We start from the raw sequence: 24,880 nt of genomic DNA on the forward strand, positions 1-24,880 counted from the left end.
ACATTTTCAGCGTATCGGAACGATATGCGGCTCGGAAAATTCCCTAATATGCTAAGGAATTTCCGGATGGCGTAATTTCCGTGCCGCCACTGCACGGATGGTACTGCACTGCCATAGCAGTGATGCACCGCTATAACCACTGCACTGAATGCAATGGTTTCTTCAATGAAAAAAGAATGTTTCACGGGATTTCAGTTTTGGATTTACCCCCTGGCACTTTCGGCATTTTGGCATAAAGGGAAGCGTAAGCATCTCTGTCAGAAATGCCAAAGTGCCAATAATGCCAAGGGGTAGATGGGTTATAACTTGGTGTAATTTCCGTGGGTGTTGCGGGTGAAAAGCACTCCCTTTCTGTCTCTGAGGAATCTCTTGAAACTGCGCTCGGGCATACCGCATTTCCCGGCGATCGCCACGCCCTCGGCGGTGGTGAAGCCGTCGGGAAGTTCCGAAAGGACGGCAAGCTGCAGCTCGGTCAGGGCATCCTCGCTGATGATGCCCTGCACCTTTGAGGCACTTATGCGAAAATACTCCGCAAGGCGTATCGCCCTCTCCACAGTGTCCACATCTATCTGTTTTTTCTCACTGCCGCACGCCCAATCGGAGAGGGCCAGCAAGAGAGAAAAGCGGATAGCGTAGATTTCGAGTTTGCTTGCAATGGATGTAAGGGTATCACTCCCGTCGGCGTTGCAACGGTCGGTCTGCTCGTTCTGCCACTGATAGAGGCGGTCGAGAGCGTCCGATGAAAATGGAACATCTTCGGATATTATCTCTCCGTCTGCGTCCACCTTGGGAACAATGTCGATAAGCCGGAAAAGGATGCCGTGCCATTCTGCGGCGATGTCAAAAGAAGGCATCCGGCGACTCCGGTTCCATTTAGGCTTCGTCTGGTCGGACGGGAATACATAGAGTATGCGCTCCATGAATCCGTTGGCGTTGCGGTTCCCGGCGGCAAGGTCGGTCAAAACCTTCGGCTGGATAGTTCCGATTACGCAAAGGAACGGATTGCGGATAAACACGCCGCTCTGACTGCCTTTGCGGTCAGACATGGCAACCTTGTGGTTGAACACCGACATCCAGAACTCCGATTCAGAGCCGTTGTTGTAGCGGTTGAAGTTCTTGACCCATCCGGCAAGCTCGTCATACATCAGGATCAGTCCACGACTGTTTTCCGACAATATGCGGTGAACCGCCTCGTTGGTCACATCCTGCATCATGAAGCGGATGCGGTGCGGCTCAACGGGATTGAGGTTGTAGCCGTTTGGAATCCTTTCTTTCGGCGGCAGCTCCATCGCAGCGTTGTAGCGTTTCAACGCCTCTGCGAACTGTGCCGCTTTCTCCGCGTCGTGGTCGATGAGCGGTTGCATGACATAACTCAGCGGATGGCTCTTGCACACTCCGGGACATCCGACAAGGGCAACGAAAAGAATAGCATATTCTTTCCATCCTGCCATAGCCTCGGCGTGATGGGTGTTGCCTATTACCGCCGCCATTGCCGAAAGCATCGCTCCAGCCATGTAGTCAACAGGGAAACCGAGAGTGGCGTTTGCCTCCTTGATGATTTCCTGTAATCTTGACGGCAGGACATCAATCGGGAACTGATTGGTTTTCTTGCTGTTGTCTGTGTCTGCAATCAAGTACTCGGAGGTTGACGGAGGTACAGACTGACTGTTCAGTCGGTCAGGAGCATGATTTGTCACTTCCTCATTTTCGTGACAAGTCACTTGTGTATCTGTGATTGCAGGTGTATCACTGACATCATTGTTTTTCTTTTTGACGGAGGTTTTCTTCTTATTGCCTTTTGGCTTTGAGGCTGTCTTTACTGATGATTCGGTTTCTTTTTTCATCGGCTACCTCCTTTCTTCTTTGGTCTGTCTTCCGCATTCAGCACGCCTACGGCTTTGCCGTTGACAAGTCTGCTTTCAGCCCAGCTCAGCAACTCTGATTCCTTGAAGTGAAGCTTATTGTTGAATTTCCAGTGCGGTATGGTCCCGTTGCTCGTTTCCTTGTAGAGCTGCCCGATTTTCATGGGATAGCCGTTTTCGTTCAGGAACTCGAGTGCTTCGGTCACTTTCAGCCCATCGGGATCCCGCTTTTTTGATTTTGCGGAAGCGTTGGCGAGTGTCGCCAGCACTCCCGATTCAGCAAGGCAGTCCTTGACCGCGTCTTTCAGGAGGCGCTTCAGAACCTCGATGAAAGGAAGATTCAGGTAATCTGTAATTGTGTTCATTTGGATAGGGGGATTAGTGGTTTGGGGATTTGTTTTTTTCTCACGCATCAGTTTTCGGATGATAAGTGATATGCCGTATGTTCAACATACTCTTGGTGGGTGTCGTCAGATCATAGTGATAGCGTCTGTCAGCCCGATGACTACACCCGGAGGATTAAAGGCTGGCGGACACTGCAAAATTAATACAGGACTTGCGTCCTTCTGAGGTGCGTAAAGGCGAATATCATTGAAATGTCTACGGGCTATATGTTTTGTTGCCCTTCCGGACGAGCAATAAAAAAGCGGGGCCGCGCCGATATGTCTTTCCTGACATGCCTTTGGCGAGGTCTCGTTATTATGTTTTCAGTCCTTACTTGATATATTTCCGATTAATGAATAATCGCCCTTGTCGCAAGGGGTGTGGCAGGGGTGCGTCAACCGTCACCGCCCTGCCGGGTCGGTGCTTCGCGTTGCCGCATGGGGTCAGGGCTACTGCCACCTAACCACTTTGATATTTTTCCAACAAAAGAAAAAACGGAATTGTTCAGCGGTGTCCGGTTTATTCCGGCGATTGCCGATGTGTGTCTTTCTTTCCTGACGGATATGATTCCGTCACGGCCGCGAAGTTACGAAACGGGGTCGATATATGCAAGTTTTTTGAACCCAGGAGGGCCAATCTGCGTAATGAAGCTGTTTTTGACGGGCTATTTCAGCAGTTTTCTGTCGTTGTCGCCGCTTTCAAGTACGCTCATCTGATGGATGGCGATTTGATTGAGCTTGATGAGCCGCTCATGCTGTGGCATTCCCTGTTCAATGAATACAGCGTTGAGATTCTCCATGTTGGAAAGGCATATAAGTTCGTTTATGGAGGCGTAATCCCGGATATTGCCTTTGAGGTCGGGATTGGCGTCACGCCACTGTTTTGCAGTCATGCCGAACATGGCTACATTCAGCACATCGGCTTCATTGGCATAAATGATGCTCGCCTGAGCCTTTGTTATCTCGGCAGGTATGAGATTATGCTTGATGGCATCGGTGTGAATTCTATAGTTTATCTTGGACAGCTCACGCTTAGCAGACCAGCCGATAAGACGCTGTTCTTCCTCTTTGAGACGCTGAAATTCCTTGACGATATAAACCTTGAATTCAGGACTTATCCACATTGCGAACTCAAACGCAATGTCCTTATGGGCATATGTGCCACCATAACGCCCCGCTTTTGCTTGCAATGAGACCGCGTTGGTCCTCGCAACGAATTCCTTTACGCTTATTTTGAAGTTATTAAGACCTGCATGATTTCTAATTGTGGCGAATTCGCCATAATTAAAATTTGGATTATATACCTTTTCCCAAATGCCGATAAACTCCAAGGTATTTCGGTTGCGCAGCCAGTCGGTGATGAAGAAGTCCCCATCTTTGGCACGCATCATGTCAGTAAGACAGATGTAATCTTCTCCGTTGACTTTCACAACGTTGACCTCAGTATCTTTTACTGTGATTTTTGTCATCTCTCGTAAATTTTAATGTATCGAAATCGGTACTTTTGGCAGATTGGACTGAAAGTATTACCTTTGCAGTGTTGATTCCCGTAGCCCTGACTCGTCAAGCTATCGGGTTTAGTTTTTTGTATCTGCAAAGATAATCATTTTCATCGGATTGGGCAACAGTGAGAAAAAGGACACCGGGTATCCCTCCCGATGTCCAACCACTAATCCGCGTCAGGATGAAACAATAACATGATGACTGCGAATCTTGATGCAAAGGTAGTGTTTTTCAGCCGTATGCACAACTCTATAACAACATAAAGAGCCAAAGCGCCGGAAATGCCATGGGCTATTTTGCCGTTTCCGTGTCAAACGCGACTTTGCCGAGTTTGTTTATGGCTTTCTGTTTGCGCTGGTCGATCACATGAAGATATTTCTCAGTCATCTTGATGCTCGCGTGTCCGAGAAGAGAGGATACTGTCTTTATGTCGGTTCCGGCATTCAGAAGATTTACGGCGAAACTGTGCCGGGCGCAGTGCCATGTGATGCTCTTCTTGATTCCTGCGTTCTTCACCCATCGGGCGAGATGCTTTCTCGCCGTACCCTTGTGAGGCAGGTCGAATATTCTCTCCTCGGGTTATCAGTACAACCGTCCGCGACAGCAGGTATAGCTTAAAAAAATAGCCGTCCAGGTTTTGGGCGGCTATTTTTGTGAGAGTTTCCAGCGGTCGGGAAGCAGGTCGCGGTATTTTTCGATCGGGGTGTTTGGCGGCCATGCGGCACATCGGTCGATTATGTCGCAGAAGTAGTCGAAGACGTTGACTCCGCAGCGGTGGCAGGTGATCGCAAGAGAGTGGTACAGGGCGGCGGCTTCGGCTCCGGAGTGGGAGCCGATTGTAAGTCGGCGACGGGTCAGGGATATGTAGCGGTTGATTCGCTCGACTTCGTTGTTGTCGAGTCTGTAGGTGGGTGAGGCAAAGATGCGTGGTATCTCGTCCCATTGTTTGAGTGCATGTTCGGTGGCGGCGAGCAGCGGGTCGTCGGGTGGCACGCCGATGCGGTCTTTGACTGCTGTCAGTCTCATGCGGATTTTCTCGAGCATCACCTTGGAGTATCGTTGTCTCCACTCAAGGTGCTTTCCCGCCGTCCATCCGTCTTTGCCTATGCGGTGCTGATGCTCGAAGTGGTAAAGGAGTCCGAAGAGCTTTGCTATTTCCTGCGCCTTTGGATTGTCTTTCAGATCGAGAAACTTTCGCTTGATGTGCTGCAGGCATGGCAAGCGTTTTATCCCGCTCATCCCACCGATTCCGATATGCCGGTATCCCGAGTAATAGTCGCACTGGAAGGCTCCGTTGAAGCCTTTTATGTGTTGCTCGAAGACTTCGGCCGAGCGGGAGCCGTCGTCATAGAAGAAGTACACAAGCCCGGTTGTCATGCCGACGAACACCCATATGTAGCCTTTCTTGATCTTTCTTCCCGAAGGAGTTGCCACCTGCAGCCGCACTTTCTGATAGGTCTCGTCACCGCAGATATAATTGTCCGCGACTATTGCCTGACCCAGCGCCTTGTATAGATTTTCCAGATGTACCCTTACCTTACTTACGAGCTTCTGTGCGGTGCCTTTGTCAAGGTCGAAGCCGTGGGCACGGAAGTATTCGACAGCATTTTCAAGTGGCATGCAGTGGAGATAGCGTAGCTCGGCGAGTCCGGCTATGAAGGAAGATGTATACTGCGAGTTAAGCAGCGGTGTGGCGGGTGCGGAACCTTTGTATATTTTCTCGTCCTGCACGTATTTTCTGACCTTGTAGATAATTTTTTTGAAGCGCATCGGCTCCATGACGTAGCGCACGACATCGCACTCGCCGATAAACGTCGCCGCCTCGGGATTGAAGTCCGGACTGTCAGGCTCCACTATAATGGTCTCCACCTCACACTCCGGATGCGTCTTCCTTTTGGCGCCGTTGTTGGTACGTTTCTTCTCTGGCTTCTGCTGTCGAGTTTCGGATGTGGCAGGAGTCGTCACCGGTTTCTTCTGACGCTCCGACGGCGAGCCCTGCAGACGCTGCACTGCCTGACGCGCGGCTTTCTCTTTGCTCAGTTCCGCACTTTTGCCTTTCATAGCCTCCTCCATTGAGGCCATTTGCTTGCGCAGTTCATCTACAGTCGCCACAAGCTTCTCGTTGGTCGACTGCAGCTTTTCATTGGATAAAGTAAGCGAGCTGACAGAGGCCAACGCCTCGTCGAGCCGCCCTTGAAGGAACTCGATCTGACGTTGCAGAAACTCTATCAACTCGTTCTTTTTCATGGTGTAAAGTTACAAAAAATATCTGACATTTGCAACTTTCCACGCCATTTATTTATTTGATTAACAAATTATTAAGCCTTATTTTACGGCCATTCTGAAGCGATTTTCGACCATCACCTTCACAGGCGTGAGGCCCCTCATCAGCATATAGAAATCGTCCCATTGGAGCCTGCGCACGCCGTCATCGCCCTTTTTGAGCACCTCCCGGAAACGGCCTCGCGACAGTCTTTTTGTGTACATCAAAAATCCGTCGCCATCCCATTTCAACGCCTTCATGGTCTTGCGGTCCTTTGAGAAAAACACATACACATCGCCCGATGCCGGAGAATGCCCCTTCCACGACCACACCATCTGGGCCAGACCCCGGATGCCGTAGCGCATCGATACCGGCTGCCGGCATACCCAGAGCCGCATATCCGCCTCAAGACTCCACATCACTCCTGCGTGTCATGACATCCACCAGAAGCGCCAGCCCCTCCGCGCTTATCTCTCCCAGACTCACGCCTCGGCCCCAACCGAGTTCGATGTGCACGTCACGCACGACACTGGTGGCACCGACATCCCGGCTCTCATCCGCAACCTGAATACCGGGAACCTTAACCTCCCGGAATAACGGCCCGCCACCTTCCCGCGACGAATCCGGTCTCTCCGGCAGACTGCGTTGATAATCGCTTATGCTGATTTTGCGGCGCCGAAGCCACTCATAAAGCCGCTGGACGTTGACGCCGGTACCGGCACAGAAACGGTTCAATGCGATATAGCCGTCTGTCTCGCATTGATTCTTGTAACGCGTCCATGTCTCTGAATAGACATCGGACAAAGACTTGTTATAACCCATGATTCTTTTTGTCGACAAAGATACAACTCTCTTTCGGAGTTCGTCAATATGCTATCGCGGATGGTTGTACGGTTATCATCATCTTTAGGCTGTCCAATCAGCTTTATAAGCTCATCGTTGAGCGGCATCACTACGGCGGCATGTGCGCTGCGTCCCGCGCTTTTCTTCTGGTTAAACCTCATCACCATGCTCTCGTAATCGACATTGGCGAATGTCAGTTCCGACACATCGCAGTACCGCAGTCCGGTGAAACAGCAGAAGATAAATGCCCGCTGCACCTCTCGGTGTTCGCCGTCATATCGGAACGCCGCGAGGGTGTTTATCTCTTTCGGTGTGAGAATCTCCTTCAGCATAATGTTTGTGTCGTACACTATGCGGATTCCACGGCAGGGATTCTTTTTTATCAGTTCTTCATCGACAGCATCTGCAAGCACCTTCTTGAACCAGTGGTAATTCTTTCGCGGTCCCTCTCCGGTGCATTTCTTCCGGAGATAGTTGGTGAATCCGAGAACCATGTCCGGAGTGACGGCATCCATCGGCAGGACATCCTTGTATTTTGAGAACTGTGGAGTTAGCTCAAGATACTCGATGAAGCGTGTCAGAGAATATTTGTAAGACCTGCGGACTGGCAGTGTGAACGCTTCGTTGTCCCGGTGTTGCCGGAAGTACCTGAGGAAGTTACTCTCCTTCTCCCTTTTCAGGCGGTAACCCTTTCGGTCTTCAAGCATCTCCTGCTCTTTCTCAAACCGTATCTTCTCGGCGAGGGCGATGGTGTTCTTGTTCTGCTGCCGTTCCTGAGCCGAGCGGGGATGAACCCATACATACAGATTAAGAGCCTCCTTCTTGCGCAGGTGCTGCACCTTGTATTTAAGTTTTCCTTTCATCGCCCCGGATTCATACACGACATGGTTGCCGTCATCGTCATAGACGGGCGATTCGCTACGGCCGAGATAGTATTCCAGCCATAGACTCGCACGTCCGTCTGACATCTCCCTCTGGATGAGCTTGGGATTTTGTTTCTGTTTATTTGGCAGTCTGCCCATAATGAATTAATTTTGTGTTTGTGGAGCAAAGGTAATAACGGATTGTGAGACACGAAAATCGCCCACAACATCTATTAACAATCGAAATGGGCAAATGGTGTACTTATGGTGTACTAAATGCGAAAAAAGATACAATCAGGAGAAACTGAATAGAAAGCCTGATTTATCTAATATGCTGATATTCACCGATAATAGTTATAACGGGTTATATCGGTTTTCCCTATGAAAAAACATACCTTGCTGTGTCTTTGAGGACACAAGAATCCTCCGCCTGTCGGATTGGTTTGTGAGTATAATAACTCATTTGGAATATCGGTCAAGCCGATGGAGTATATCCACCGACTTGATTGGTTCTACCGTAATTCGCTCAGAGTTTGCGCCACTGCTCGATGTCCTCCCGGTAGGCATCGAGGTGCAGGCGGGCGAGGTTCTCGATAAATCCCGACGCACTCATGCCACGCCCGCCGAGACGGCGGACAATCCCGTCCAGCCGGTCACGCACCTCACCGCTGACGAACACGGGCTTGCGGTCGGTTATCTTGGGAACTTGCAGGTAAGCGGTACGGTACTCGTCCAGCGACAGCCTGCGTTGTTTGCTGCTGACACGCTTCTGTGGCACTGCCACTTCTTCGGGCGTTCTGCCTGACGGTTCATCCACCGTAGCTGTTTCCGCTTTTTTCGTGATGGTCTTGACGGGTTGTGCCAGATGTTCCGGCTCCAGACCGATGTTCCGGTAGAAGTCGTCCATAGACTTCTCACTGCGGGATTCCCTGCGTCCCACTTTTTCCACGATTTCACGAGCCTGCTGCTCACTGATACTTGGTTCTCTTTTCATTGTCATAAGACAGGTTGATTAAGTTATTACTGTGGTCTTGCTCTGTGCCTTGACCGATTATCGCAAGTAAAGTAAGATGCTTTAGTGCAATCAGTCAAGCGTTTGGACCCGATCAGACAATTTTGTGTGACTTTGCTTTATGGTGACAGAGACACCGGTGAGGACTTCACTGATTTGCCGGACGTGAATAGCCGGAAGAACAAAGGTGCGATTACAGTCAGGTTTGAATTAAGCCCTTGTTTTCTCTCTTGCCACATTCCTGATTTCCGGAATTAAGAATACACCTCCAATCTGTGCCAACCTCTACCAACCTGTGCCACATGCTTCCACTTCCTGAAAATCCATTGCCGGATAACAGATTATGTACTCCTTTGCGACAAAAGGAATACGTAACGAAAAGAAAGAGAGTATGGAAATTTCAGTCGCAGATAATCGACTGACGGCATACCAGACAATGATTACCGTATCAGCGCAAAACGCTGCCACTTTCTGGAAATCCATTGCAAGACAGTAGATTATGTATTCCTTTGTGGCAAAAGAAACAGTAACAATAAAAAAGTATGTATATGGAAATCGTATCTATTGAAAGAAAGACTTTTGAGGCGATGGTCGCCAAGTTCGACCGTTTCGTCAGTCGCATGGATGCCATCTGTCGTCGGCACGAAGAGAAGAAGATGGGCGAGTGGATGGACAATCAGGACGTTTGCCGGATGCTCAACATCAGCCCACGCACGTTGCAGACGCTTCGGGATAATGGGACGCTGGCTTATTCGCAGATAAACCACAAGACCTACTACCGTCCTGATGACGTGCAGCGTATTGTTTCCGTTGTGGAGGACAGGCGCAAGGAAGCAAAGTTCAAAGGAAGAACGATATAAACTTGATGAAATGAACGAAGTAAACTAACAATACCCACTAAATCCAAAGTAACATGAATGAACTGATTAACAAGGACAACGAGTGGATAATCCACTTCATGGGCAGTCTTAACCGTCTTTTGGACAGCTTCGAGCATCTGACCGCCAATTACCGCCCGACACTGAACGGCGAGCGTTTCTTCACTGACAAGGAGGTGTCGGCACGGCTGAAAGTGAGCCGCCGGACACTTCAGGACTACCGGAACGAAGGGCGCATAGCCTATATCCAGTTAGGCGGTAAAATCCTCTACCGTGAATCCGACATCGAAAGGATGCTTGCTGACTGCTACCGTTCCGCCTATCGGCTGACAGACACATGATTTTCTTGAAGGAGCGCAGTTTGCCGTCTGCCCTGTGATTGCATCAGCAACGGACTTTCGGCAAAAAGAGAAAGGAACGGCTTACGGACGGAGCATCAAAATTCCGCTTCGTCTGTAAGCCGTTCCTCTCTTCTTTCTTCTGATTTCCCATCAGTCGCTTGTTTCCGTTGCCGGATGCTTTTCAAGCGTGTGGCAGGCAGTGGCAAGGTTTTCGGGTTGAATACGCTCCGCAGGAGGAAGATTCTGCCGAAACGGCTCTGCCGCCCGACCTTGCCGCTGCCATCAAGCCATACGCTACCTTTGCATCCGTGCATCGGGAACGAGTGGCTGACGGGATGAACCTCAACTATACCATCGGTTATTACCTCTGACGCTGGCAACAAATAGTGTAATCGGTGTAACTTTCTTAATGGTGCTAATTTCATTTATTATAAACCGTCTGAACAAGACACTCTCTTTACTGCATATCCTGAATGCAACGGCTATAATCACTTCAATGTTATAGACATCGTAACTGATGCCATCCGGTTGCTTGAGATACTTCATCGTGCCAAGTTCGTTCAGTTCCTTGTTCTTGTAAATGGTATGAATCGCTTTGCGGACATCGCATGAGAATGTTCCGAATAGGTCGGCTATCTCAAATTGTGTCATCCACACGGGTGCGGTCGGCATAATGACCACACCCTTTTCACTGATTGTTATTATACCTCTGTTCATAATGGGGTGATTTGATGTTTGCTATTTTCGCTGTTTATCTTTTCGCCGGCCGATATTTTCTTTCTCCGTTCCATCAGTTTGTCCATGTCCTTGGAAATCTTGTCATCTGTGATTTTTGCATAGATTTGGGAACTGGTGATATTTGTATGTCCCATCATCTTGGCGATGCTCTCTATCGAAATGCCAGCGGAAATCAACAGGGTTCCGAAGGTGTGCCGGGCTTGGTGATGGGAGAGATTTTCTTCAAACTCCAGTGCGTTACCGATGGAATGCACCTCATGCCAAAGTATATCACGGATGGGCAAAGGGAAAACGGGGTTGGTATCATCGGTCGTGTTGTAAAGCGACAATATACGCTCTGCCACGGGATGCAACGGAACAAATGCTTCCACGTTGGTCTTACCTCTTTTTTTGCGGATATATTTCCTGCCGTCCGCAGCCTCCCCGATATGGTGCGGATAGAGCCGGTGTATATCCACATACGCCAGACCGCAGAAACTCGAAAAGATAAACATACGCCGTGCCAATTCCATGTTACTGTCCTCAAACGGAGTTGCCATCAGGCGTTTCAATTCGTTACGGCTGATATGTTTCAGCTTTGGAGGATTCTTCTTTTCATATTCCACGTCCTCGATAGGGTTGGCACGTATGATTTCCCTGTCCACTGCAAGATACAACAACCTGTTGAGCCAGCACAGGCACTTGTTCATCTTGTCTGTGCTGCATCCCAAGTCCTTTAACAGGAATGTCTTGTAATCGTTGCCGAACCCTTCCGTTATTTCCTCCAACGGTATATCCTGCATGTCATACACCGATTCTATGTACAGCCTGATACAGTCCTGAAGGATAATGGATTGTCGGTAAGTGGAACGTGATTGTATCTCGACAGAGCGTTTCTTCAACCTCTCCAGCTCTTGTTTGCCTGTTTGTAACAGGGTTGTGGGCAACGAGCTTTCCGCCACTATGGTATTTTTCAGCAATTCCGCACTGACAACACCCTGTTCTTTCAGTATGGTGCCGTATGTATCTTCAATGTGTTGGCGATATTGGCTTAACCGTCCGTTTGTACGAACGTCCTTTACCTCGCCCTTTTTACTGTTCCAATCATCTGGATTGCAATAAATACCCGTGGAAAGCACCGCCTGCTTGCCATCTATGGAGATTCTGCACCAAATGGCGGTCGTACCATCAGCTTTCACCTTGCTGCGGTTGATGTAATAGAGTTGTTTGAATGTACTGCGCATAACTGATTATCTTATTGAACTTGATTAAATAGTTGCATCAGAGAACAAGCACCAAGTCTTTGGTCGCTTCGATAAATGTGTCCATGTCCTCAAAAAGTTTCTTCGGAGTCACACGGGCGTAAATTTGCGTTGTCTGGATATTGGTGTGTCCCAACATTCGGCTGATGGTTTCGATAGGTACACCCTCTTCAAGCGTTATTAGGCTTGCGAAACTATGGCGTCCGACATGATAGACGATATCGGTTTTGATTCCTGCCAGTACACGGATGCTCTTCATGTTGGCTCTCAACACGCGGTAGTCCTGAACAGGCAGAAGTGTTTCCCGTGATTCGTCCTTGTATTTGTCCAATAGGGCAATCGCTTCGGGAAGCAGTTTCATCCGTGCGAGGTACTCGTTTTTCTTGCGGTGGTATTTCAGCCACAGGTTCCCGTCATCGTCGGAAAAGAGATTGTCCCGCGTGATGGACACGGTATCGGCATACGCTGTTCCGGTGTAGCAGGCAAACAGGAACAGGTCACGGGTGAGGGCAAGCGAGGGCCTGCGGCGCACGGATATTTCCACGTCACGTACTTTCACAAACTCCTCCCGTGTGAGTGCCTTCAGTGCGCTGATTTCCTGTTTCGGCAGCTTGAAGTTGCAGAAGAAATAGCGTTCGGAATGTCCCTCCTTGTAGGCGATGCGGCATACCTTCTTCAAAAGGGCAAGGTAATGGCGCACGGATTGCAGGGATTGTTTCTTCTCATCGAGCACATAGTCCTGAAAATCCCAGATGAACCGCTCGTAAAGTTGCCCGAAGGCGACATCCTCCGTCTTGAATCTCTCACGGATGAACCCTGCGAGAATCTGCCGTGTGTAGTAATACTTGGAGTATGTCCCCTCGGCACGGTCGATGCCTATACGCGATTTCAAGTCCTCGTTGATACGGTCAAACTGTTTCAACAGGGTCATCTGCTTATCCATGCTCCCCTGAAACATGTCCTTGACTGCCGTAGCGTCAAACTCCTGCTTGCGCTCCAACAGAGAATCAAATGCGGAATTGATGGCAAGCAGCAGTTTCTCAATCTTGGCGTTGGTTTCAACCGCCTCTTTGCTCTTTCCGTTCAGACGGCTTTCACGGGGATTCCATAATTCGGGAGTGCAGGACAGCTTACATCCGAACTGTGTCATTGTGCGGTTTACCGTGATGCGTCCCATGATGGGAGCCTTTCCCGATTTGTCCAGTCCGCTCTTTTTGAGGTAGAGCAACACCTTGAATTTTTCTACTTTCATACGCTTATATTTTTTAGTGCAAAATTACTTGCCGTATAAGCGTTCCTTGATATGCAAAACATTGTGTATGAGCGCAAACAAAACGGTGAGGGTTTCTTTTCATTGCCTGCCGTTACCTATTCCCGTTTCGGTAACTGCCCGGCTAACGGTTTGGTAACAGAACAACCTCAATATTCCGTTGCCGTTTGCATTTTCTATACTTGGCAGAATGCTGAAACAAAGCTCATTTCAAACGGTTTACGTTTTATATTTACCTGTTCGCTTTCCCTTGCAGAACCTATCACTTTCCATATCGGTCGGCATACATTCGCTACTCTTTCGCTGAGTAACCATGTTCCGATTGAAAGCATCTCGAAGATGCTCGGTCATTCCGACATACGGACAACTCAGATCTACGCTAAAATGCAGGACAAGACCATATATGAGGATATGGCAACAATGCGCAACAAATTTGACTGCGCCATGATGAACTGACAGCAGACAGTGGGAAAGAAAAATAACGGCAACCGGGCTATCAGCTTGGCTGCCGTTATTGTTTCAGTCGAATTTGGGTCGGTAGGGGTCAAGCCGAAATTCCGGTGCATTTGTTAAAATTCGAGAGCTGAAATGTTAAAGTTTAGGCGTAGAGTTTGACGAGCCGGAAGATAAAGAAATCACGGTCACGGACCCCTCGCATCTGCGAACGGAAGATTTTGACTTTGGAGTTGAATGCTTCGGCCGAGGCATTAGTTGCGCGACGTCGGAAATAATTGAGGATAGTTGGGGCGTGGTTCTTGAACGTCTTGATGACAGAGCGGAAGTTGTTGTTGCCCAATGCCATTACTTTTTCATACCACTTGTTCATCCGACCCATTGCTTTGGTGGGTGATATCTTTGCGTTGAAGATTTGGCGCATTTCCATAGCCAGATGGTATGCAGCTTTCAGTATCGGATAGTGTTTGAACAGAATGTTTGCGCGATGACGCTGTATGTCAGTCCATTTGTTCTGCGACATCATCAGGGTGTGCTTGCTGCGGGCAAGGATCTGGCGCATGGTCTCGCCGTTGGAATATGTAATTGGAGGCTCTGATTTGTCACGGCTGTTGTCTTCGGCAATGAGCTGTCGGCGGATGTCTATGCGAATTTTGTCGACAGCCTCGTTATAGACCTGCTGCACATGGAAGCGGTCGTTAACGACGTGGGCGTTGTAGAATACCTCGGCGGCTATCAGCATCATCGAGGGCGACAGATCGCATGTGACCTCCCTGACTTTTCGTCTCAGGGTCTTGCCCATCGCTCCGATGAGTATGGAGGTACAACCATCCGCGATAGCATATTGACGAACTCCGAAAGAGAGTTGTATCTTTGTCGACAAAAAGAATCATGGGTTATAACAAGTCTTTGTCCGATGTCTATTCAGAGACATGGACGCGTTACAAGAATCAATGCGAGACAGACGGCTATATCGCATTGAACCGTTTCTGTGCCGGTACCGGCGTCAACGTCCAGCGGCTTTATGAGTGGCTTCGGCGCCGCAAAATCAGCATAAGCGATTATCAACGCAGTCTGCCGGAGAGACCGGATTCGTCGCGGGAAGGTGGCGGGCCGTTATTCCGGGAGGTTAAGGTTCCCGGTATTCAGGTTGCGGATGAGAGCCGGGATGTCGGTGCCACCAGTGTCGTGCGTGACGTGCACATCGAACTCGGTTGGGGCCGAGGCGTGAGTCTGGGAGAGATAAGCGCGGAGGGGCTGGCGCTTCTGGTGGATGTCATGACACGCAGGAGTGATGTGGAGTCTTGAGGCGGATATGCGGCTCTGGGTATGCCGGCAGCCGGTATCGATGCGCTACGGCATCCGGGGTCTGGCCCAGATGGTGTGGTCGTGGAAGGGGCATTCTCCGGCATCGGGCGATGTGTATGTGTTTTTCTCAAAGGACCGCAAGACCATGAAGGCGTTGAAATGGGATGGCGACGGATTTTTGATGTACACAAAAAGACTGTCGCGAGGCCGTTTCCGGGAGGTGCTCAAAAAGGGCGATGACGGCGTGCGCAGGCTCCAATGGGACGATTTCTATATGCTGATGAGGGGCCTCACGCCTGTGAAGGTGATGGTCGAAAATCGCTTCAGAATGGCCGTAAAATAAGGCTTAATAATTTGTTAATCAAATAAATAAATGGCGTGGAAAGTTGCAAATGTCAGATATTTTTTGTAACTTTACACCATGAAAAAGAACGAGTTGATAGAGTTTCTGCAACGTCAGATCGAGTTCCTTCAAGGGCGGCTCGACGAGGCGTTGGCCTCTGTCAGCTCGCTTACTTTATCCAATGAAAAGCTGCAGTCGACCAACGAGAAGCTTGTGGCGACTGTAGATGAACTGCGCAAGCAAATGGCCTCAATGGAGGAGGCTATGAAAGGCAAAAGTGCGGAACTGAGCAAAGAGAAAGCCGCGCGTCAGGCAGTGCAGCGTCTGCAGGGCTCGCCGTCGGAGCGTCAGAAGAAACCGGTGACGACTCCTGCCACATCCGAAACTCGACAGCAGAAGCCAGAGAAGAAACGTACCAACAACGGCGCCAAAAGGAAGACGCATCCGGAGTGTGAGGTGGAGACCATTATAGTGGAGCCTGACAGTCCGGACTTCAATCCCGAGGCGGCGACGTTTATCGGCGAGTGCGATGTCGTGCGCTACGTCATGGAGCCGATGCGCTTCAAAAAAATTATCTACAAGGTCAGAAAATACGTGCAGGACGAGAAAATATACAAAGGTTCCGCACCCGCCACACCGCTGCTTAACTCGCAGTATACATCTTCCTTCATAGCCGGACTCGCCGAGCTACGCTATCTCCACTGCATGCCACTTGAAAATGCTGTCGAATACTTCCGTGCCCACGGCTTCGACCTTGACAAAGGCACCGCACAGAAGCTCGTAAGTAAGGTAAGGGTACATCTGGAAAATCTATACAAGGCGCTGGGTCAGGCAATAGTCGCGGACAATTATATCTGCGGTGACGAGACCTATCAGAAAGTGCGGCTGCAGGTGGCAACTCCTTCGGGAAGAAAGATCAAGAAAGGCTACATATGGGTGTTCGTCGGCATGACAACCGGGCTTGTGTACTTCTTCTATGACGACGGCTCCCGCTCGGCCGAAGTCTTCGAGCAACACATAAAAGGCTTCAACGGAGCCTTCCAGTGCGACTATTACTCGGGATACCGGCATATCGGAATCGGTGGGATGAGCGGGATAAAACGCTTGCCATGCCTGCAGCACATCAAGCGAAAGTTTCTCGATCTGAAAGACAATCCAAAGGCGCAGGAAATAGCAAAGCTCTTCGGACTCCTTTACCACTTCGAGCATCAGCACCGCATAGGCAAAGACGGATGGACGGCGGGAAAGCACCTTGAGTGGAGACAACGATACTCCAAGGTGATGCTCGAGAAAATCCGCATGAGACTGACAGCAGTCAAAGACCGCATCGGCGTGCCACCCGACGACCCGCTGCTCGCCGCCACCGAACATGCACTCAAACAATGGGACGAGATACCACGCATCTTTGCCTCACCCACCTACAGACTCGACAACAACGAAGTCGAGCGAATCAACCGCTACATATCCCTGACCCGTCGCCGACTTACAATCGGCTCCCACTCCGGAGCCGAAGCCGCCGCCCTGTACCACTCTCTTGCGATCACCTGCCACCGCTGCGGAGTCAACGTCTTCGACTACTTCTGCGACATAATCGACCGATGTGCCGCATGGCCGCCAAACACCCCGATCGAAAAATACCGCGACCTGCTTCCCGACCGCTGGAAACTCTCACAAAAATAGCCGCCCAAAACCTGGACGGCTATTTTTTTAAGCTATACCTGCTGTCGCGGACGGTTGTACCAACCTCTTTGGCTTATTGGGGAATTTTCAGCGTTGCTTGCAATGCGGCTCGGACAAATTCCCTAATAAGCTACGGCATTTTCCGTTGGTAAATATCCGTGCGGCTGCAAGCATACCTCTCCCTACATTTTCAGCCCTCGTTTTTTCGGTGGCTGCATCATCCGCCTTGCGGATTGGACTTGCTTCTCCTGCTTTATCGGCTCTGCCGATTGGAACAAGGGCTTACCGCACAGGTAGTCGTTCAGGTCTTTGTACCCGTTGTAGTTTTGGGAGAAGTCCCTGATACGTCCGGCAAACTCTCCTGCCAGTTCCCAATACGCTTTCCGTCCTGCCTCGTCATTGTCGAGCAGACTGTGTATGCGCTCGTACCCGTGCAGCACGTCTATGGCTTTGGATACGTTGGAAACGGAATTGAGAATAACGTAATCCTGCCTGTCAAGGTTGGGCATGGTCGGGCAGTTCTTCATCCGCAAGGTGAGGAATGAAAGATAGTCCGTCATCCCCTCAAACACGAGGCATTTCTCTCTCGGCTCTCCCGACTGTCGGATATGGCTGATGTCCTTCGGGGCGATACAGCCCTTGAAGAAACGGTTGCGCACTTCATAGCCTCCTGCCACATTCGGGAACCCTATGGCGAAATAAGGTTTACCGTTGTGGACGAAGTGCAGTTCCTTACATTCCGCTTGCGCCAATGCGGTGTTTATTCCACACTCCTGCAAGTAACGGAGCAATGCAGGGTGCGTGAGTTCTCTCACTTCCAAATGTTGGAAACTCGGTTCGGATGCCTGCTGGCGAAAAGAGAAAGACACGGGACGGACGTGCGGTGCTTGTTCCGCTATCTTGCCAAGCAGGTAAGGCACATAGTCCGAACCGTAAAGCTCCTGCGCCAAAGCGATGATGTTGCCGCCCTTGCCTGTTCCGAAGTCGTACCATTGGTTGAGTTCGGTGTTCACCTTGAACGATGCTTCCGTTTCCTCCCTGAACGGTGATTTGTACCAAAGGCTTTTGCCCTGCTGCTTGACGGGGTTGTAGCCCAAACTTTGCAGATAGTCTGCGATATGTATCTTCTTTGCTTCCTGTGTAGTCATAATCTTCCTATGGTTTTAATGGTGAATGAAAATCGTTGATTCGTTGAATGGTATATGTAAGATACTTATATCCAAATAGATATATTCTCAACATCCGCTCAACAAACCACTCGCCAAAAGAGAAACAGACAATCGCTCGTGGCTTTATGACTCAACTTCTCTTTTGGTCTGTTGAGATTTTGTTGAGAGTGTATATTGTTTATTATCAGTATGGTTATATCCTTATTCAACAATTCAACAAAAAGACAATGGATTTACAGCGTTTCAAGCTGCTGCCTTGTGACGGTATAGAAGCGTCCCACTCTCCTTATCGGCTCATACCGACACTCCCGATTGTAGTTCAGTTGGTAGGTGGTGTATGTAAGTCCGTTCGGTGCAGGTGTGAGCTTCCAGCACTCCTGCAATACCTTTCTTACTTGGTATTTCTCCGCCTTGACATAGTACAACCGTCCGCGACAGCAGGTATAGCTTAAAAAAATAGCCGTCCAGGTTTTGGGCGGCTATTTTTGTGAGAGTTTCCAGCGGTCGGGAAGCAGGTCGCGGTATTTTTCGATCGGGGTGTTTGGCGGCCATGCGGCACATCGGTCGATTATGTCGCAGAAGTAGTCGAAGACGTTGACTCCGCAGCGGTGGCAGGTGATCGCAAGAGAGTGGTACAGGGCGGCGGCTTCGGCTCCGGAGTGGGAGCCGATTGTAAGTCGGCGACGGGTCAGGGATATGTAGCGGTTGATTCGCTCGACTTCGTTGTTGTCGAGTCTGTAGGTGGGTGAGGCAAAGATGCGTGGTATCTCGTCCCATTGTTTGAGTGCATGTTCGGTGGCGGCGAGCAGCGGGTCGTCGGGTGGCACGCCGATGCGGTCTTTGACTGCTGTCAGTCTCATGCGGATTTTCTCGAGCATCACCTTGGAGTATCGTTGTCTCCACTCAAGGTGCTTTCCCGCCGTCCATCCGTCTTTGCCTATGCGGTGCTGATGCTCGAAGTGGTAAAGGAGTCCGAAGAGCTTTGCTATTTCCTGCGCCTTTGGATTGTCTTTCAGATCGAGAAACTTTCGCTTGATGTGCTGCAGGCATGGCAAGCGTTTTATCCCGCTCATCCCACCGATTCCGATATGCCGGTATCCCGAGTAATAGTCGCACTGGAAGGCTCCGTTGAAGCCTTTTATGTGTTGCTCGAAGACTTCGGCCGAGCGGGAGCCGTCGTCATAGAAGAAGTACACAAGCCCGGTTGTCATGCCGACGAACACCCATATGTAGCCTTTCTTGATCTTTCTTCCCGAAGGAGTTGCCACCTGCAGCCGCACTTTCTGATAGGTCTCGTCACCGCAGATATAATTGTCCGCGACTATTGCCTGACCCAGCGCCTTGTATAGATTTTCCAGATGTACCCTTACCTTACTTACGAGCTTCTGTGCGGTGCCTTTGTCAAGGTCGAAGCCGTGGGCACGGAAGTATTCGACAGCATTTTCAAGTGGCATGCAGTGGAGATAGCGTAGCTCGGCGAGTCCGGCTATGAAGGAAGATGTATACTGCGAGTTAAGCAGCGGTGTGGCGGGTGCGGAACCTTTGTATATTTTCTCGTCCTGCACGTATTTTCTGACCTTGTAGATAATTTTTTTGAAGCGCATCGGCTCCATGACGTAGCGCACGACATCGCACTCGCCGATAAACGTCGCCGCCTCGGGATTGAAGTCCGGACTGTCAGGCTCCACTATAATGGTCTCCACCTCACACTCCGGATGCGTCTTCCTTTTGGCGCCGTTGTTGGTACGTTTCTTCTCTGGCTTCTGCTGTCGAGTTTCGGATGTGGCAGGAGTCGTCACCGGTTTCTTCTGACGCTCCGACGGCGAGCCCTGCAGACGCTGCACTGCCTGACGCGCGGCTTTCTCTTTGCTCAGTTCCGCACTTTTGCCTTTCATAGCCTCCTCCATTGAGGCCATTTGCTTGCGCAGTTCATCTACAGTCGCCACAAGCTTCTCGTTGGTCGACTGCAGCTTTTCATTGGATAAAGTAAGCGAGCTGACAGAGGCCAACGCCTCGTCGAGCCGCCCTTGAAGGAACTCGATCTGACGTTGCAGAAACTCTATCAACTCGTTCTTTTTCATGGTGTAAAGTTACAAAAAATATCTGACATTTGCAACTTTCCACGCCATTTATTTATTTGATTAACAAATTATTAAGCCTTATTTTACGGCCATTCTGAAGCGATTTTCGACCATCACCTTCACAGGCGTGAGGCCCCTCATCAGCATATAGAAATCGTCCCATTGGAGCCTGCGCACGCCGTCATCGCCCTTTTTGAGCACCTCCCGGAAACGGCCTCGCGACAGTCTTTTTGTGTACATCAAAAATCCGTCGCCATCCCATTTCAACGCCTTCATGGTCTTGCGGTCCTTTGAGAAAAACACATACACATCGCCCGATGCCGGAGAATGCCCCTTCCACGACCACACCATCTGGGCCAGACCCCGGATGCCGTAGCGCATCGATACCGGCTGCCGGCATACCCAGAGCCGCATATCCGCCTCAAGACTCCACATCACTCCTGCGTGTCATGACATCCACCAGAAGCGCCAGCCCCTCCGCGCTTATCTCTCCCAGACTCACGCCTCGGCCCCAACCGAGTTCGATGTGCACGTCACGCACGACACTGGTGGCACCGACATCCCGGCTCTCATCCGCAACCTGAATACCGGGAACCTTAACCTCCCGGAATAACGGCCCGCCACCTTCCCGCGACGAATCCGGTCTCTCCGGCAGACTGCGTTGATAATCGCTTATGCTGATTTTGCGGCGCCGAAGCCACTCATAAAGCCGCTGGACGTTGACGCCGGTACCGGCACAGAAACGGTTCAATGCGATATAGCCGTCTGTCTCGCATTGATTCTTGTAACGCGTCCATGTCTCTGAATAGACATCGGACAAAGACTTGTTATAACCCATGATTCTTTTTGTCGACAAAGATACAACTCTCTTTCGGAGTTCGTCAATATGCTATCGCGGATGGTTGTACAATTATAAGAATAAACAGGGGGGCATTGGCGAGGCGACCTTGCATGCCAATTATACTGATAAATTCGGAATACTTCGGTTGATAGAATGTGATATGGATCAGACTGTAAGACAAAGAAATCTGAACACCGGCGGAACTGCATCTATAATCGCCGTTGCAGTGCCTCATTTTATGTTCAACCTCAACGGCGGCTTCGATGCGCAATGGCAGCAGGCTAAAACGGAACTGAATCTGGCTGAAAATCTTACATCAGGAAATCAACGAACTTGGCAGTTAGGTGCCAACATCACACCTAAGTTCTTTCTGCATTACGGTCAGCGATTCCAATGGCTGATATACATGCCTGTCGGTTTTGAATATTATACATCGACAGACGGAGAATGGGAATATGACAAAATGTTCTTTTCGTTCAAACCTTACACAAATCTCACTTTCAAACCATCGGAGCGTTTGTCTTTTGCGTTGACATCAACCTGCGAGGAATCTATGCCCGCAGCCCTTTCCCTCATGGCACAGAGGCGATATATTGATTATCGTACTTCTATTTCGAATCCGTACCAACTTGAGGCTAAAATCAACAGGACTATAAAAACGGCCTTAAGTGCAAGTTACCAAAGCGTGCTCGATATGCTGTTTGGAGGTGTGACATTAACACATGCTTATTCCTATAATAGCTTATCCAATGGATATGATGTGACTGACGATATTATCGAGTATATAAGACTGCCGTATGCCACAAGTGGTAATATCTGGCAGGGAGACCAGACATTTTCCAAAGGATTTTTCAAATGGAATTCCAAGATAAGCGAATCGTTTACAATCGGCTCAAGTCAGAATGAGTTTTATGTCGATGATGCCATGCACAGAGGGCGAAGCAATTATCTGCGAGCGAACATTTCCTTTACAGCTTCTTTCGCCCGATGGATTACTTTTGAGACTTCAAATGAATTTTCATTATCCAAGACATTTACCGACGGTATAGCCAACGGAAATGCGAAACATACATTCACCAATTCAACATCTTTCGTTATCTGGCCCTGTAAGCAACTTAGCCTGATGCCGACTGTAATGTATTATTATAACGACTATTCAGCGAGTTATAGAAACAATACTTTCCTCAACTGCAATATAGAATATTCCTTAGGGAACGCAATATTATCCCTCAAATGTAGCAATTTGTTGGATTGCAGAATATTTCGCCGCTATAATGATAACGGAATCATACAGTATTCAAGTCAATATAGTCTGCGTGGCCGTACAATCATGCTTGGCATTAGATTCAGCATAAAATAACAACTATGAAAATTATCAACTAAAAAAACACCAATATGAGAATGATTAAAAAGACACTTTTAGCTTTAGCATCTTTAATGATGCTCTCATGTGTGTATGTCTCAGCACAGGTCACAGTTACCTATGCAATGGATACACCGACATTCACACTTGCCCATGAGGATACCGACAAAGCACAAGCACTTGACTCCTGTTATCTAACAATCACCTATCGATTCAAATACAAGGCAACTGAGAAAGACGATTCGCTCAGTCAAGAAGACCTGATGGATCTGCAACTCGGACGTAAATACAACGCCTTCTTCAGTCGCAATCTCCGTGATCTTGACATCCGGAACACTAAAGAACTCAAAACCACAATGCAATTCCAGACCGTGCCGGAGAATTATGTCGGATTTGACCTTCTTGTCAATCATGCTGATTCGACGACCATTGTCACCCATCGTGTTCCCTATACTTCTCAAGTTATTGAATATACGGAGAATACTCCCGCTCCTGTATGGACGTACGTTCTTGAAGACACAGCCACAGTGATGGGCTACCACTGTCATGCGGCTAAATGTACCTACGGAGGGCGCGAATGGAAAGTATATTACACCAATGACATTCCGTTGCCATACGGTCCGTGGAAACTAAACGGAGTCAAGGGCCTTGTTCTTAAAGCAGAGGATTCCGAGCATAATTTTGTGTTTGAGGCAGAAGGCTTAACGCAAAAAACGCAGCCGATAATCCGTTATGACTGGAACCGTAAAACCATGAATAAAGAAGACTGGAAGCGATTTGAGCGTGAAATGTATCAAAACGCAGGAGCATTTGTCCGCAATACCGGCGCACGGATTATAATTATGGATAATAGTGAGCAAGGTTTCCATCGTCTGAATGAAGATTGGTCACAGTTCTATAACCCATTAGAAAAATAACATGGAAAAAGGCAACTCTATAATCAACAGCACAGGCTAAGCATTAATACTAAAATTTATAACACATTAAAGGAACTCTGAAATAAACAGTTAATCATACAAACAAAAATTCGGTCCTCGGCAGCTTTGTCGGGGACTGTTAATGAATAACCTCAAATGTTTAATTATAATCTTATGAACAAGGTACTCATTGTTGATGCCTCCGAATCAGACCGTCGGCTTATGTCGGGCTTGCTTGTCAAGTCCGGCTATGAGCCGATTGCAGTCGAGACTATGGAGGCAGCAAAGGACGAGGTGGCGAAACTGCCACCGGGCGCAGTGATTGTCGCGGCGATGAAATTCGTCCGTGGCACAGCACAGGAGTTAATCAACTGGCAGAAGACTGAGGGATACGGTTTTCCCGTAGTCGCCATAGTGGACAATCTCAACCCATTGGATATTGCCGATGTGATGAAAGACGGCGGTGCCGTCAACATCATTCAGCGTCCGGCAATGGACAAGCAGCTTGTCGAAACAGTGGGCAGGTATGCAAGACCGGGCAGAACAATGCTGTTACTCCCTGACGAGCTTATACCACGCCAAAGCGAGGCATTTGCCGTGATTGAACGGGCAATAAGAAATATTGCCGCAACGGATGTCAATGCCGTCATTTTCGGCGAATGCGGCTCTGGAAAAGAGCAGATTGCAAAAGAGATTTACAGGCTAAGTTCACGGTCACAAAAGCCTTGCACCGTCATAGAAGCCGGCGGCGCGGCACTTGTCGGCAACCACGACCCTGCAAATTTGCGCAGCGAAGTGCTTAACCGTATGGAAGGGTACTTCAAGAAGGCTGACGGCGGTACGATCATAATCAAGAACGTGCAGTTGCTGACCTTCGAGAAACAATCGGTGCTTCTGCACATACTTGAAAACGAGCATCCGAATGTGAGGGTTATATGCACCGCAGACCCCGAACTGCGCCGTATGGTGTCTGAAAAGACGTTCCGCCCAAATCTGTTCTATATTCTCCGGCAAATTGATATAACAGTGCCGCCATTACGGGAGGTGACCGAAGACATCGTGCCGTTGTCAGACTATTTCCTGACACATTTTGCCCACAGCAAAGGACAGCACAGGAAAAAGCTCGATGCCTCGGCAGTCAAAGCGTTGAAGCTGCACCCGTGGCCCGGCAATGTAAGGGAACTTAAAGATACCGTACTTTATGCCGCCTTCCATTCAAAAACCGATGTAATATCGGCAGCCGACCTCAATTTCAGCCAGTCGGAGCCGGATGCCGATGACAGCCTTGTTCTGCGCAAGCCGCAAAAAGACAAGGAGAAAATCATTGAGGCGTACCGTCGCAGTGGCTCTTGGACAGGTGCGGCAAAGCTGTTGGGGATCTCGGAACGCGCTCTGATAGAACAGCGTAAAAAACACTGTATCGGCAAGAAGGGCGAGCCGGAGGTTTGACAGCTCACCAAAAATCACTAACTTTGCAGTGATTTTGAAATAGTAGCGATTGGAGAGCCAATCGTTTATAACATATATC

At 49.3% G+C, this 24,880-nt stretch carries 27 protein-coding genes and 1 pseudogene; 9 read left to right on the forward strand and 19 right to left on the reverse strand.

Annotated features, from left to right (window positions below):
* Window positions 1-299: 299 nt before the first annotated feature.
* The 9 genes from E7747_RS14790 to E7747_RS14830 all read right to left on the reverse strand — a co-directional run bounded on the left by E7747_RS14790 (window position 300) and on the right by E7747_RS14830 (window position 8,711).
* Window positions 300-1,844 (reverse strand): DUF3987 domain-containing protein, encoded by a 1,545-nt coding sequence (locus tag E7747_RS14790; protein WP_124031008.1) that lies wholly within the window; start codon window positions 1,842-1,844, stop codon window positions 300-302.
* Window positions 1,841-2,227 carry a helix-turn-helix domain-containing protein gene (locus E7747_RS14795; RefSeq protein WP_124031007.1) on the reverse strand — a complete coding sequence of 129 codons (387 nt, stop codon included), beginning with the start codon at window positions 2,225-2,227 and terminating at the stop codon, window positions 1,841-1,843. Before E7747_RS14795 ends, E7747_RS14790 begins: the two co-directional genes overlap by 4 nt.
* A 683-nt stretch (window positions 2,228-2,910) precedes the next feature.
* Window positions 2,911-3,714, reverse strand: coding sequence for a KilA-N domain-containing protein (locus E7747_RS14800; protein ID WP_107032818.1), 804 nt, complete (start codon window positions 3,712-3,714; stop codon window positions 2,911-2,913).
* Window positions 3,715-4,039: 325 nt separating this feature from the next.
* Complete coding sequence (locus tag E7747_RS14805) at window positions 4,040-4,315, reverse strand: tyrosine-type recombinase/integrase (protein ID WP_136416764.1); 276 nt, start codon at window positions 4,313-4,315, stop codon at window positions 4,040-4,042.
* 78 nt (window positions 4,316-4,393) lie between these two features.
* Window positions 4,394-5,995 carry an IS66 family transposase gene (tnpC, locus tag E7747_RS14810; protein WP_136413423.1) on the reverse strand — a complete coding sequence of 534 codons (1,602 nt, stop codon included), beginning with the start codon at window positions 5,993-5,995 and terminating at the stop codon, window positions 4,394-4,396.
* A 78-nt stretch (window positions 5,996-6,073) separates the two neighbouring features.
* Complete coding sequence (gene tnpB / locus E7747_RS14815) at window positions 6,074-6,430, reverse strand: IS66 family insertion sequence element accessory protein TnpB (RefSeq protein WP_136413421.1); 357 nt, start codon at window positions 6,428-6,430, stop codon at window positions 6,074-6,076.
* Window positions 6,417-6,833: a hypothetical protein gene (locus tag E7747_RS14820; protein ID WP_136413419.1), complete on the reverse strand. Its 417-nt coding sequence runs from the start codon at window positions 6,831-6,833 to the stop codon at window positions 6,417-6,419. Before E7747_RS14820 ends, tnpB (E7747_RS14815) begins: the two co-directional genes overlap by 14 nt.
* Window positions 6,743-7,876, reverse strand: a complete 1,134-nt coding sequence (locus tag E7747_RS14825; RefSeq protein WP_136416766.1) for a tyrosine-type recombinase/integrase — start codon at window positions 7,874-7,876, stop codon at window positions 6,743-6,745. Before E7747_RS14825 ends, E7747_RS14820 begins: the two co-directional genes overlap by 91 nt.
* A gap of 367 nt (window positions 7,877-8,243) precedes the next feature.
* Complete coding sequence (locus E7747_RS14830) at window positions 8,244-8,711, reverse strand: DUF3408 domain-containing protein (RefSeq protein WP_136416768.1); 468 nt, start codon at window positions 8,709-8,711, stop codon at window positions 8,244-8,246.
* Between the two features lie 566 nt (window positions 8,712-9,277).
* Between E7747_RS14830 and E7747_RS14835 the strand changes: the two genes are divergently transcribed.
* Together E7747_RS14835 and E7747_RS14840 are read left to right on the forward strand one after the other, a co-directional pair.
* Entirely contained in the window at window positions 9,278-9,589 is a 312-nt protein-coding gene (locus E7747_RS14835) for a helix-turn-helix domain-containing protein (protein WP_120469581.1), read from the forward strand.
* Window positions 9,590-9,642: 53 nt separating this feature from the next.
* On the forward strand, window positions 9,643-9,948 hold the full coding sequence (locus E7747_RS14840; RefSeq protein ID WP_136416770.1) for a helix-turn-helix domain-containing protein: 306 nt from the start codon (window positions 9,643-9,645) through the stop codon (window positions 9,946-9,948).
* 95 nt (window positions 9,949-10,043) lie between these two features.
* Here E7747_RS14840 and E7747_RS14845 read toward each other — a convergent pair whose 3' ends face one another.
* The 4 genes from E7747_RS14845 to E7747_RS14860 are packed head-to-tail and all read right to left on the reverse strand — an operon-like array spanning window position 10,044 to window position 13,179.
* Window positions 10,044-10,328, reverse strand: a complete 285-nt coding sequence (locus E7747_RS14845) for a hypothetical protein (RefSeq protein ID WP_228449198.1) — start codon at window positions 10,326-10,328, stop codon at window positions 10,044-10,046.
* Entirely contained in the window at window positions 10,291-10,665 is a 375-nt protein-coding gene (locus tag E7747_RS14850; RefSeq protein ID WP_136416772.1) for a hypothetical protein, read from the reverse strand. The genes E7747_RS14845 and E7747_RS14850 overlap by 38 nt, the downstream gene beginning before the upstream one ends.
* The gene (locus tag E7747_RS14855) at window positions 10,662-11,909 is read right to left on the reverse strand and encodes a site-specific integrase (RefSeq protein ID WP_136416774.1); all 1,248 of its coding nucleotides are present in this window, start codon (window positions 11,907-11,909) and stop codon (window positions 10,662-10,664) included. The genes E7747_RS14850 and E7747_RS14855 overlap by 4 nt, the downstream gene beginning before the upstream one ends.
* Before the next feature lie 37 nt (window positions 11,910-11,946).
* Entirely contained in the window at window positions 11,947-13,179 is a 1,233-nt protein-coding gene (locus E7747_RS14860) for a site-specific integrase (protein ID WP_136416776.1), read from the reverse strand.
* Window positions 13,180-13,230: 51 nt separating this feature from the next.
* On the opposite strand from E7747_RS14860, the gene E7747_RS14865 reads away from it, so the two are divergent.
* Window positions 13,231-13,653: a tyrosine-type recombinase/integrase gene (locus E7747_RS14865; RefSeq protein WP_136416778.1), complete on the forward strand. Its 423-nt coding sequence runs from the start codon at window positions 13,231-13,233 to the stop codon at window positions 13,651-13,653.
* A 142-nt stretch (window positions 13,654-13,795) separates the two neighbouring features.
* Here E7747_RS14865 and E7747_RS14870 read toward each other — a convergent pair whose 3' ends face one another.
* Window positions 13,796-14,533, reverse strand: a complete 738-nt coding sequence (locus tag E7747_RS14870; RefSeq protein WP_136416780.1) for an ISAon1 family transposase — start codon at window positions 14,531-14,533, stop codon at window positions 13,796-13,798.
* Window positions 14,534-14,541: 8 nt separating this feature from the next.
* Between E7747_RS14870 and E7747_RS14875 the strand changes: the two genes are divergently transcribed.
* From E7747_RS14875 to tnpC (E7747_RS14885), 3 genes are all read left to right on the forward strand, one after another.
* Window positions 14,542-14,958 carry a hypothetical protein gene (locus E7747_RS14875; protein ID WP_136413419.1) on the forward strand — a complete coding sequence of 139 codons (417 nt, stop codon included), beginning with the start codon at window positions 14,542-14,544 and terminating at the stop codon, window positions 14,956-14,958.
* Window positions 14,945-15,301 (forward strand): IS66 family insertion sequence element accessory protein TnpB, encoded by a 357-nt coding sequence (tnpB, locus tag E7747_RS14880; protein WP_136413421.1) that lies wholly within the window; start codon window positions 14,945-14,947, stop codon window positions 15,299-15,301. Before E7747_RS14875 ends, tnpB (E7747_RS14880) begins: the two co-directional genes overlap by 14 nt.
* A gap of 78 nt (window positions 15,302-15,379) precedes the next feature.
* Entirely contained in the window at window positions 15,380-16,981 is a 1,602-nt protein-coding gene (tnpC, locus tag E7747_RS14885; protein WP_136413423.1) for an IS66 family transposase, read from the forward strand.
* Window positions 16,982-17,163: 182 nt separating this feature from the next.
* On the opposite strand, the gene E7747_RS14890 is transcribed toward tnpC (E7747_RS14885), so the two are convergent.
* The 5 genes and pseudogenes from E7747_RS14890 to E7747_RS14915 all read right to left on the reverse strand — a co-directional run bounded on the left by E7747_RS14890 (window position 17,164) and on the right by E7747_RS14915 (window position 21,069).
* On the reverse strand, window positions 17,164-18,129 hold the full coding sequence (locus tag E7747_RS14890; RefSeq protein ID WP_136416782.1) for a toprim domain-containing protein: 966 nt from the start codon (window positions 18,127-18,129) through the stop codon (window positions 17,164-17,166).
* A gap of 254 nt (window positions 18,130-18,383) precedes the next feature.
* Window positions 18,384-18,566, reverse strand: a pseudogene (locus E7747_RS14900) (helicase); the annotation flags it as partial.
* Between the two features lie 63 nt (window positions 18,567-18,629).
* On the reverse strand, window positions 18,630-20,231 hold the full coding sequence (gene tnpC, locus E7747_RS14905) for an IS66 family transposase (RefSeq protein WP_136413423.1): 1,602 nt from the start codon (window positions 20,229-20,231) through the stop codon (window positions 18,630-18,632).
* 78 nt (window positions 20,232-20,309) lie between these two features.
* Window positions 20,310-20,666, reverse strand: a complete 357-nt coding sequence (gene tnpB, locus E7747_RS14910; protein WP_136413421.1) for an IS66 family insertion sequence element accessory protein TnpB — start codon at window positions 20,664-20,666, stop codon at window positions 20,310-20,312.
* Window positions 20,653-21,069, reverse strand: a complete 417-nt coding sequence (locus tag E7747_RS14915; RefSeq protein WP_136413419.1) for a hypothetical protein — start codon at window positions 21,067-21,069, stop codon at window positions 20,653-20,655. Before E7747_RS14915 ends, tnpB (E7747_RS14910) begins: the two co-directional genes overlap by 14 nt.
* A gap of 163 nt (window positions 21,070-21,232) precedes the next feature.
* Here E7747_RS14915 and E7747_RS14920 point away from each other — a divergent pair, with 163 nt between their 5' ends.
* From E7747_RS14920 to E7747_RS14930, 3 genes are all read left to right on the forward strand, one after another.
* On the forward strand, window positions 21,233-22,432 hold the full coding sequence (locus E7747_RS14920) for a hypothetical protein (RefSeq protein ID WP_136416784.1): 1,200 nt from the start codon (window positions 21,233-21,235) through the stop codon (window positions 22,430-22,432).
* A 35-nt stretch (window positions 22,433-22,467) separates the two neighbouring features.
* Window positions 22,468-23,352, forward strand: a complete 885-nt coding sequence (locus E7747_RS14925) for a GLPGLI family protein (RefSeq protein ID WP_123486668.1) — start codon at window positions 22,468-22,470, stop codon at window positions 23,350-23,352.
* A 174-nt stretch (window positions 23,353-23,526) separates the two neighbouring features.
* Window positions 23,527-24,801 (forward strand): sigma-54-dependent transcriptional regulator, encoded by a 1,275-nt coding sequence (locus E7747_RS14930; protein WP_168185367.1) that lies wholly within the window; start codon window positions 23,527-23,529, stop codon window positions 24,799-24,801.
* Window positions 24,802-24,880 lie beyond the last annotated feature (79 nt).

The sequence above is a fragment of the Duncaniella dubosii genome, from assembly GCF_004803915.1.
GTDB classification, from domain to species: Bacteria; Bacteroidota; Bacteroidia; order Bacteroidales; family Muribaculaceae; genus Duncaniella; species Duncaniella dubosii.

What these genes read in the sequence shown, in the direction of transcription:
- E7747_RS14790 (WP_124031008.1), bottom strand. Translation starts at nt 1,844, where the DNA reads ATGAAAAAAGAAACCGAATCATCAGTAAAGACAGCCTCAAAGCCAAAA.
- E7747_RS14795 (WP_124031007.1), bottom strand. Translation starts at nt 2,227, where the DNA reads ATGAACACAATTACAGATTACCTGAATCTTCCTTTCATCGAGGTTCTG.
- E7747_RS14800 (WP_107032818.1), bottom strand. Translation starts at nt 3,714, where the DNA reads ATGACAAAAATCACAGTAAAAGATACTGAGGTCAACGTTGTGAAAGTC.
- tnpC (WP_136413423.1), bottom strand. Translation starts at nt 5,995, where the DNA reads ATGAAAAAGAACGAGTTGATAGAGTTTCTGCAACGTCAGATCGAGTTC.
- tnpB (WP_136413421.1), bottom strand. Translation starts at nt 6,430, where the DNA reads ATGTGGAGTCTTGAGGCGGATATGCGGCTCTGGGTATGCCGGCAGCCG.
- E7747_RS14820 (WP_136413419.1), bottom strand. Translation starts at nt 6,833, where the DNA reads ATGGGTTATAACAAGTCTTTGTCCGATGTCTATTCAGAGACATGGACG.
- E7747_RS14825 (WP_136416766.1), bottom strand. Translation starts at nt 7,876, where the DNA reads ATGGGCAGACTGCCAAATAAACAGAAACAAAATCCCAAGCTCATCCAG.
- E7747_RS14830 (WP_136416768.1), bottom strand. Translation starts at nt 8,711, where the DNA reads ATGAAAAGAGAACCAAGTATCAGTGAGCAGCAGGCTCGTGAAATCGTG.
- E7747_RS14835 (WP_120469581.1), top strand. Translation starts at nt 9,278, where the DNA reads ATGGAAATCGTATCTATTGAAAGAAAGACTTTTGAGGCGATGGTCGCC.
- E7747_RS14840 (WP_136416770.1), top strand. Translation starts at nt 9,643, where the DNA reads ATGAATGAACTGATTAACAAGGACAACGAGTGGATAATCCACTTCATG.
- E7747_RS14850 (WP_136416772.1), bottom strand. Translation starts at nt 10,665, where the DNA reads ATGAACAGAGGTATAATAACAATCAGTGAAAAGGGTGTGGTCATTATG.
- E7747_RS14855 (WP_136416774.1), bottom strand. Translation starts at nt 11,909, where the DNA reads ATGCGCAGTACATTCAAACAACTCTATTACATCAACCGCAGCAAGGTG.
- E7747_RS14860 (WP_136416776.1), bottom strand. Translation starts at nt 13,179, where the DNA reads ATGAAAGTAGAAAAATTCAAGGTGTTGCTCTACCTCAAAAAGAGCGGA.
- E7747_RS14865 (WP_136416778.1), top strand. Translation starts at nt 13,231, where the DNA reads ATGCAAAACATTGTGTATGAGCGCAAACAAAACGGTGAGGGTTTCTTT.
- E7747_RS14875 (WP_136413419.1), top strand. Translation starts at nt 14,542, where the DNA reads ATGGGTTATAACAAGTCTTTGTCCGATGTCTATTCAGAGACATGGACG.
- tnpB (WP_136413421.1), top strand. Translation starts at nt 14,945, where the DNA reads ATGTGGAGTCTTGAGGCGGATATGCGGCTCTGGGTATGCCGGCAGCCG.
- tnpC (WP_136413423.1), top strand. Translation starts at nt 15,380, where the DNA reads ATGAAAAAGAACGAGTTGATAGAGTTTCTGCAACGTCAGATCGAGTTC.
- E7747_RS14890 (WP_136416782.1), bottom strand. Translation starts at nt 18,129, where the DNA reads ATGACTACACAGGAAGCAAAGAAGATACATATCGCAGACTATCTGCAA.
- tnpC (WP_136413423.1), bottom strand. Translation starts at nt 20,231, where the DNA reads ATGAAAAAGAACGAGTTGATAGAGTTTCTGCAACGTCAGATCGAGTTC.
- tnpB (WP_136413421.1), bottom strand. Translation starts at nt 20,666, where the DNA reads ATGTGGAGTCTTGAGGCGGATATGCGGCTCTGGGTATGCCGGCAGCCG.
- E7747_RS14915 (WP_136413419.1), bottom strand. Translation starts at nt 21,069, where the DNA reads ATGGGTTATAACAAGTCTTTGTCCGATGTCTATTCAGAGACATGGACG.
- E7747_RS14920 (WP_136416784.1), top strand. Translation starts at nt 21,233, where the DNA reads ATGGATCAGACTGTAAGACAAAGAAATCTGAACACCGGCGGAACTGCA.
- E7747_RS14925 (WP_123486668.1), top strand. Translation starts at nt 22,468, where the DNA reads ATGAGAATGATTAAAAAGACACTTTTAGCTTTAGCATCTTTAATGATG.
- E7747_RS14930 (WP_168185367.1), top strand. Translation starts at nt 23,527, where the DNA reads ATGAACAAGGTACTCATTGTTGATGCCTCCGAATCAGACCGTCGGCTT.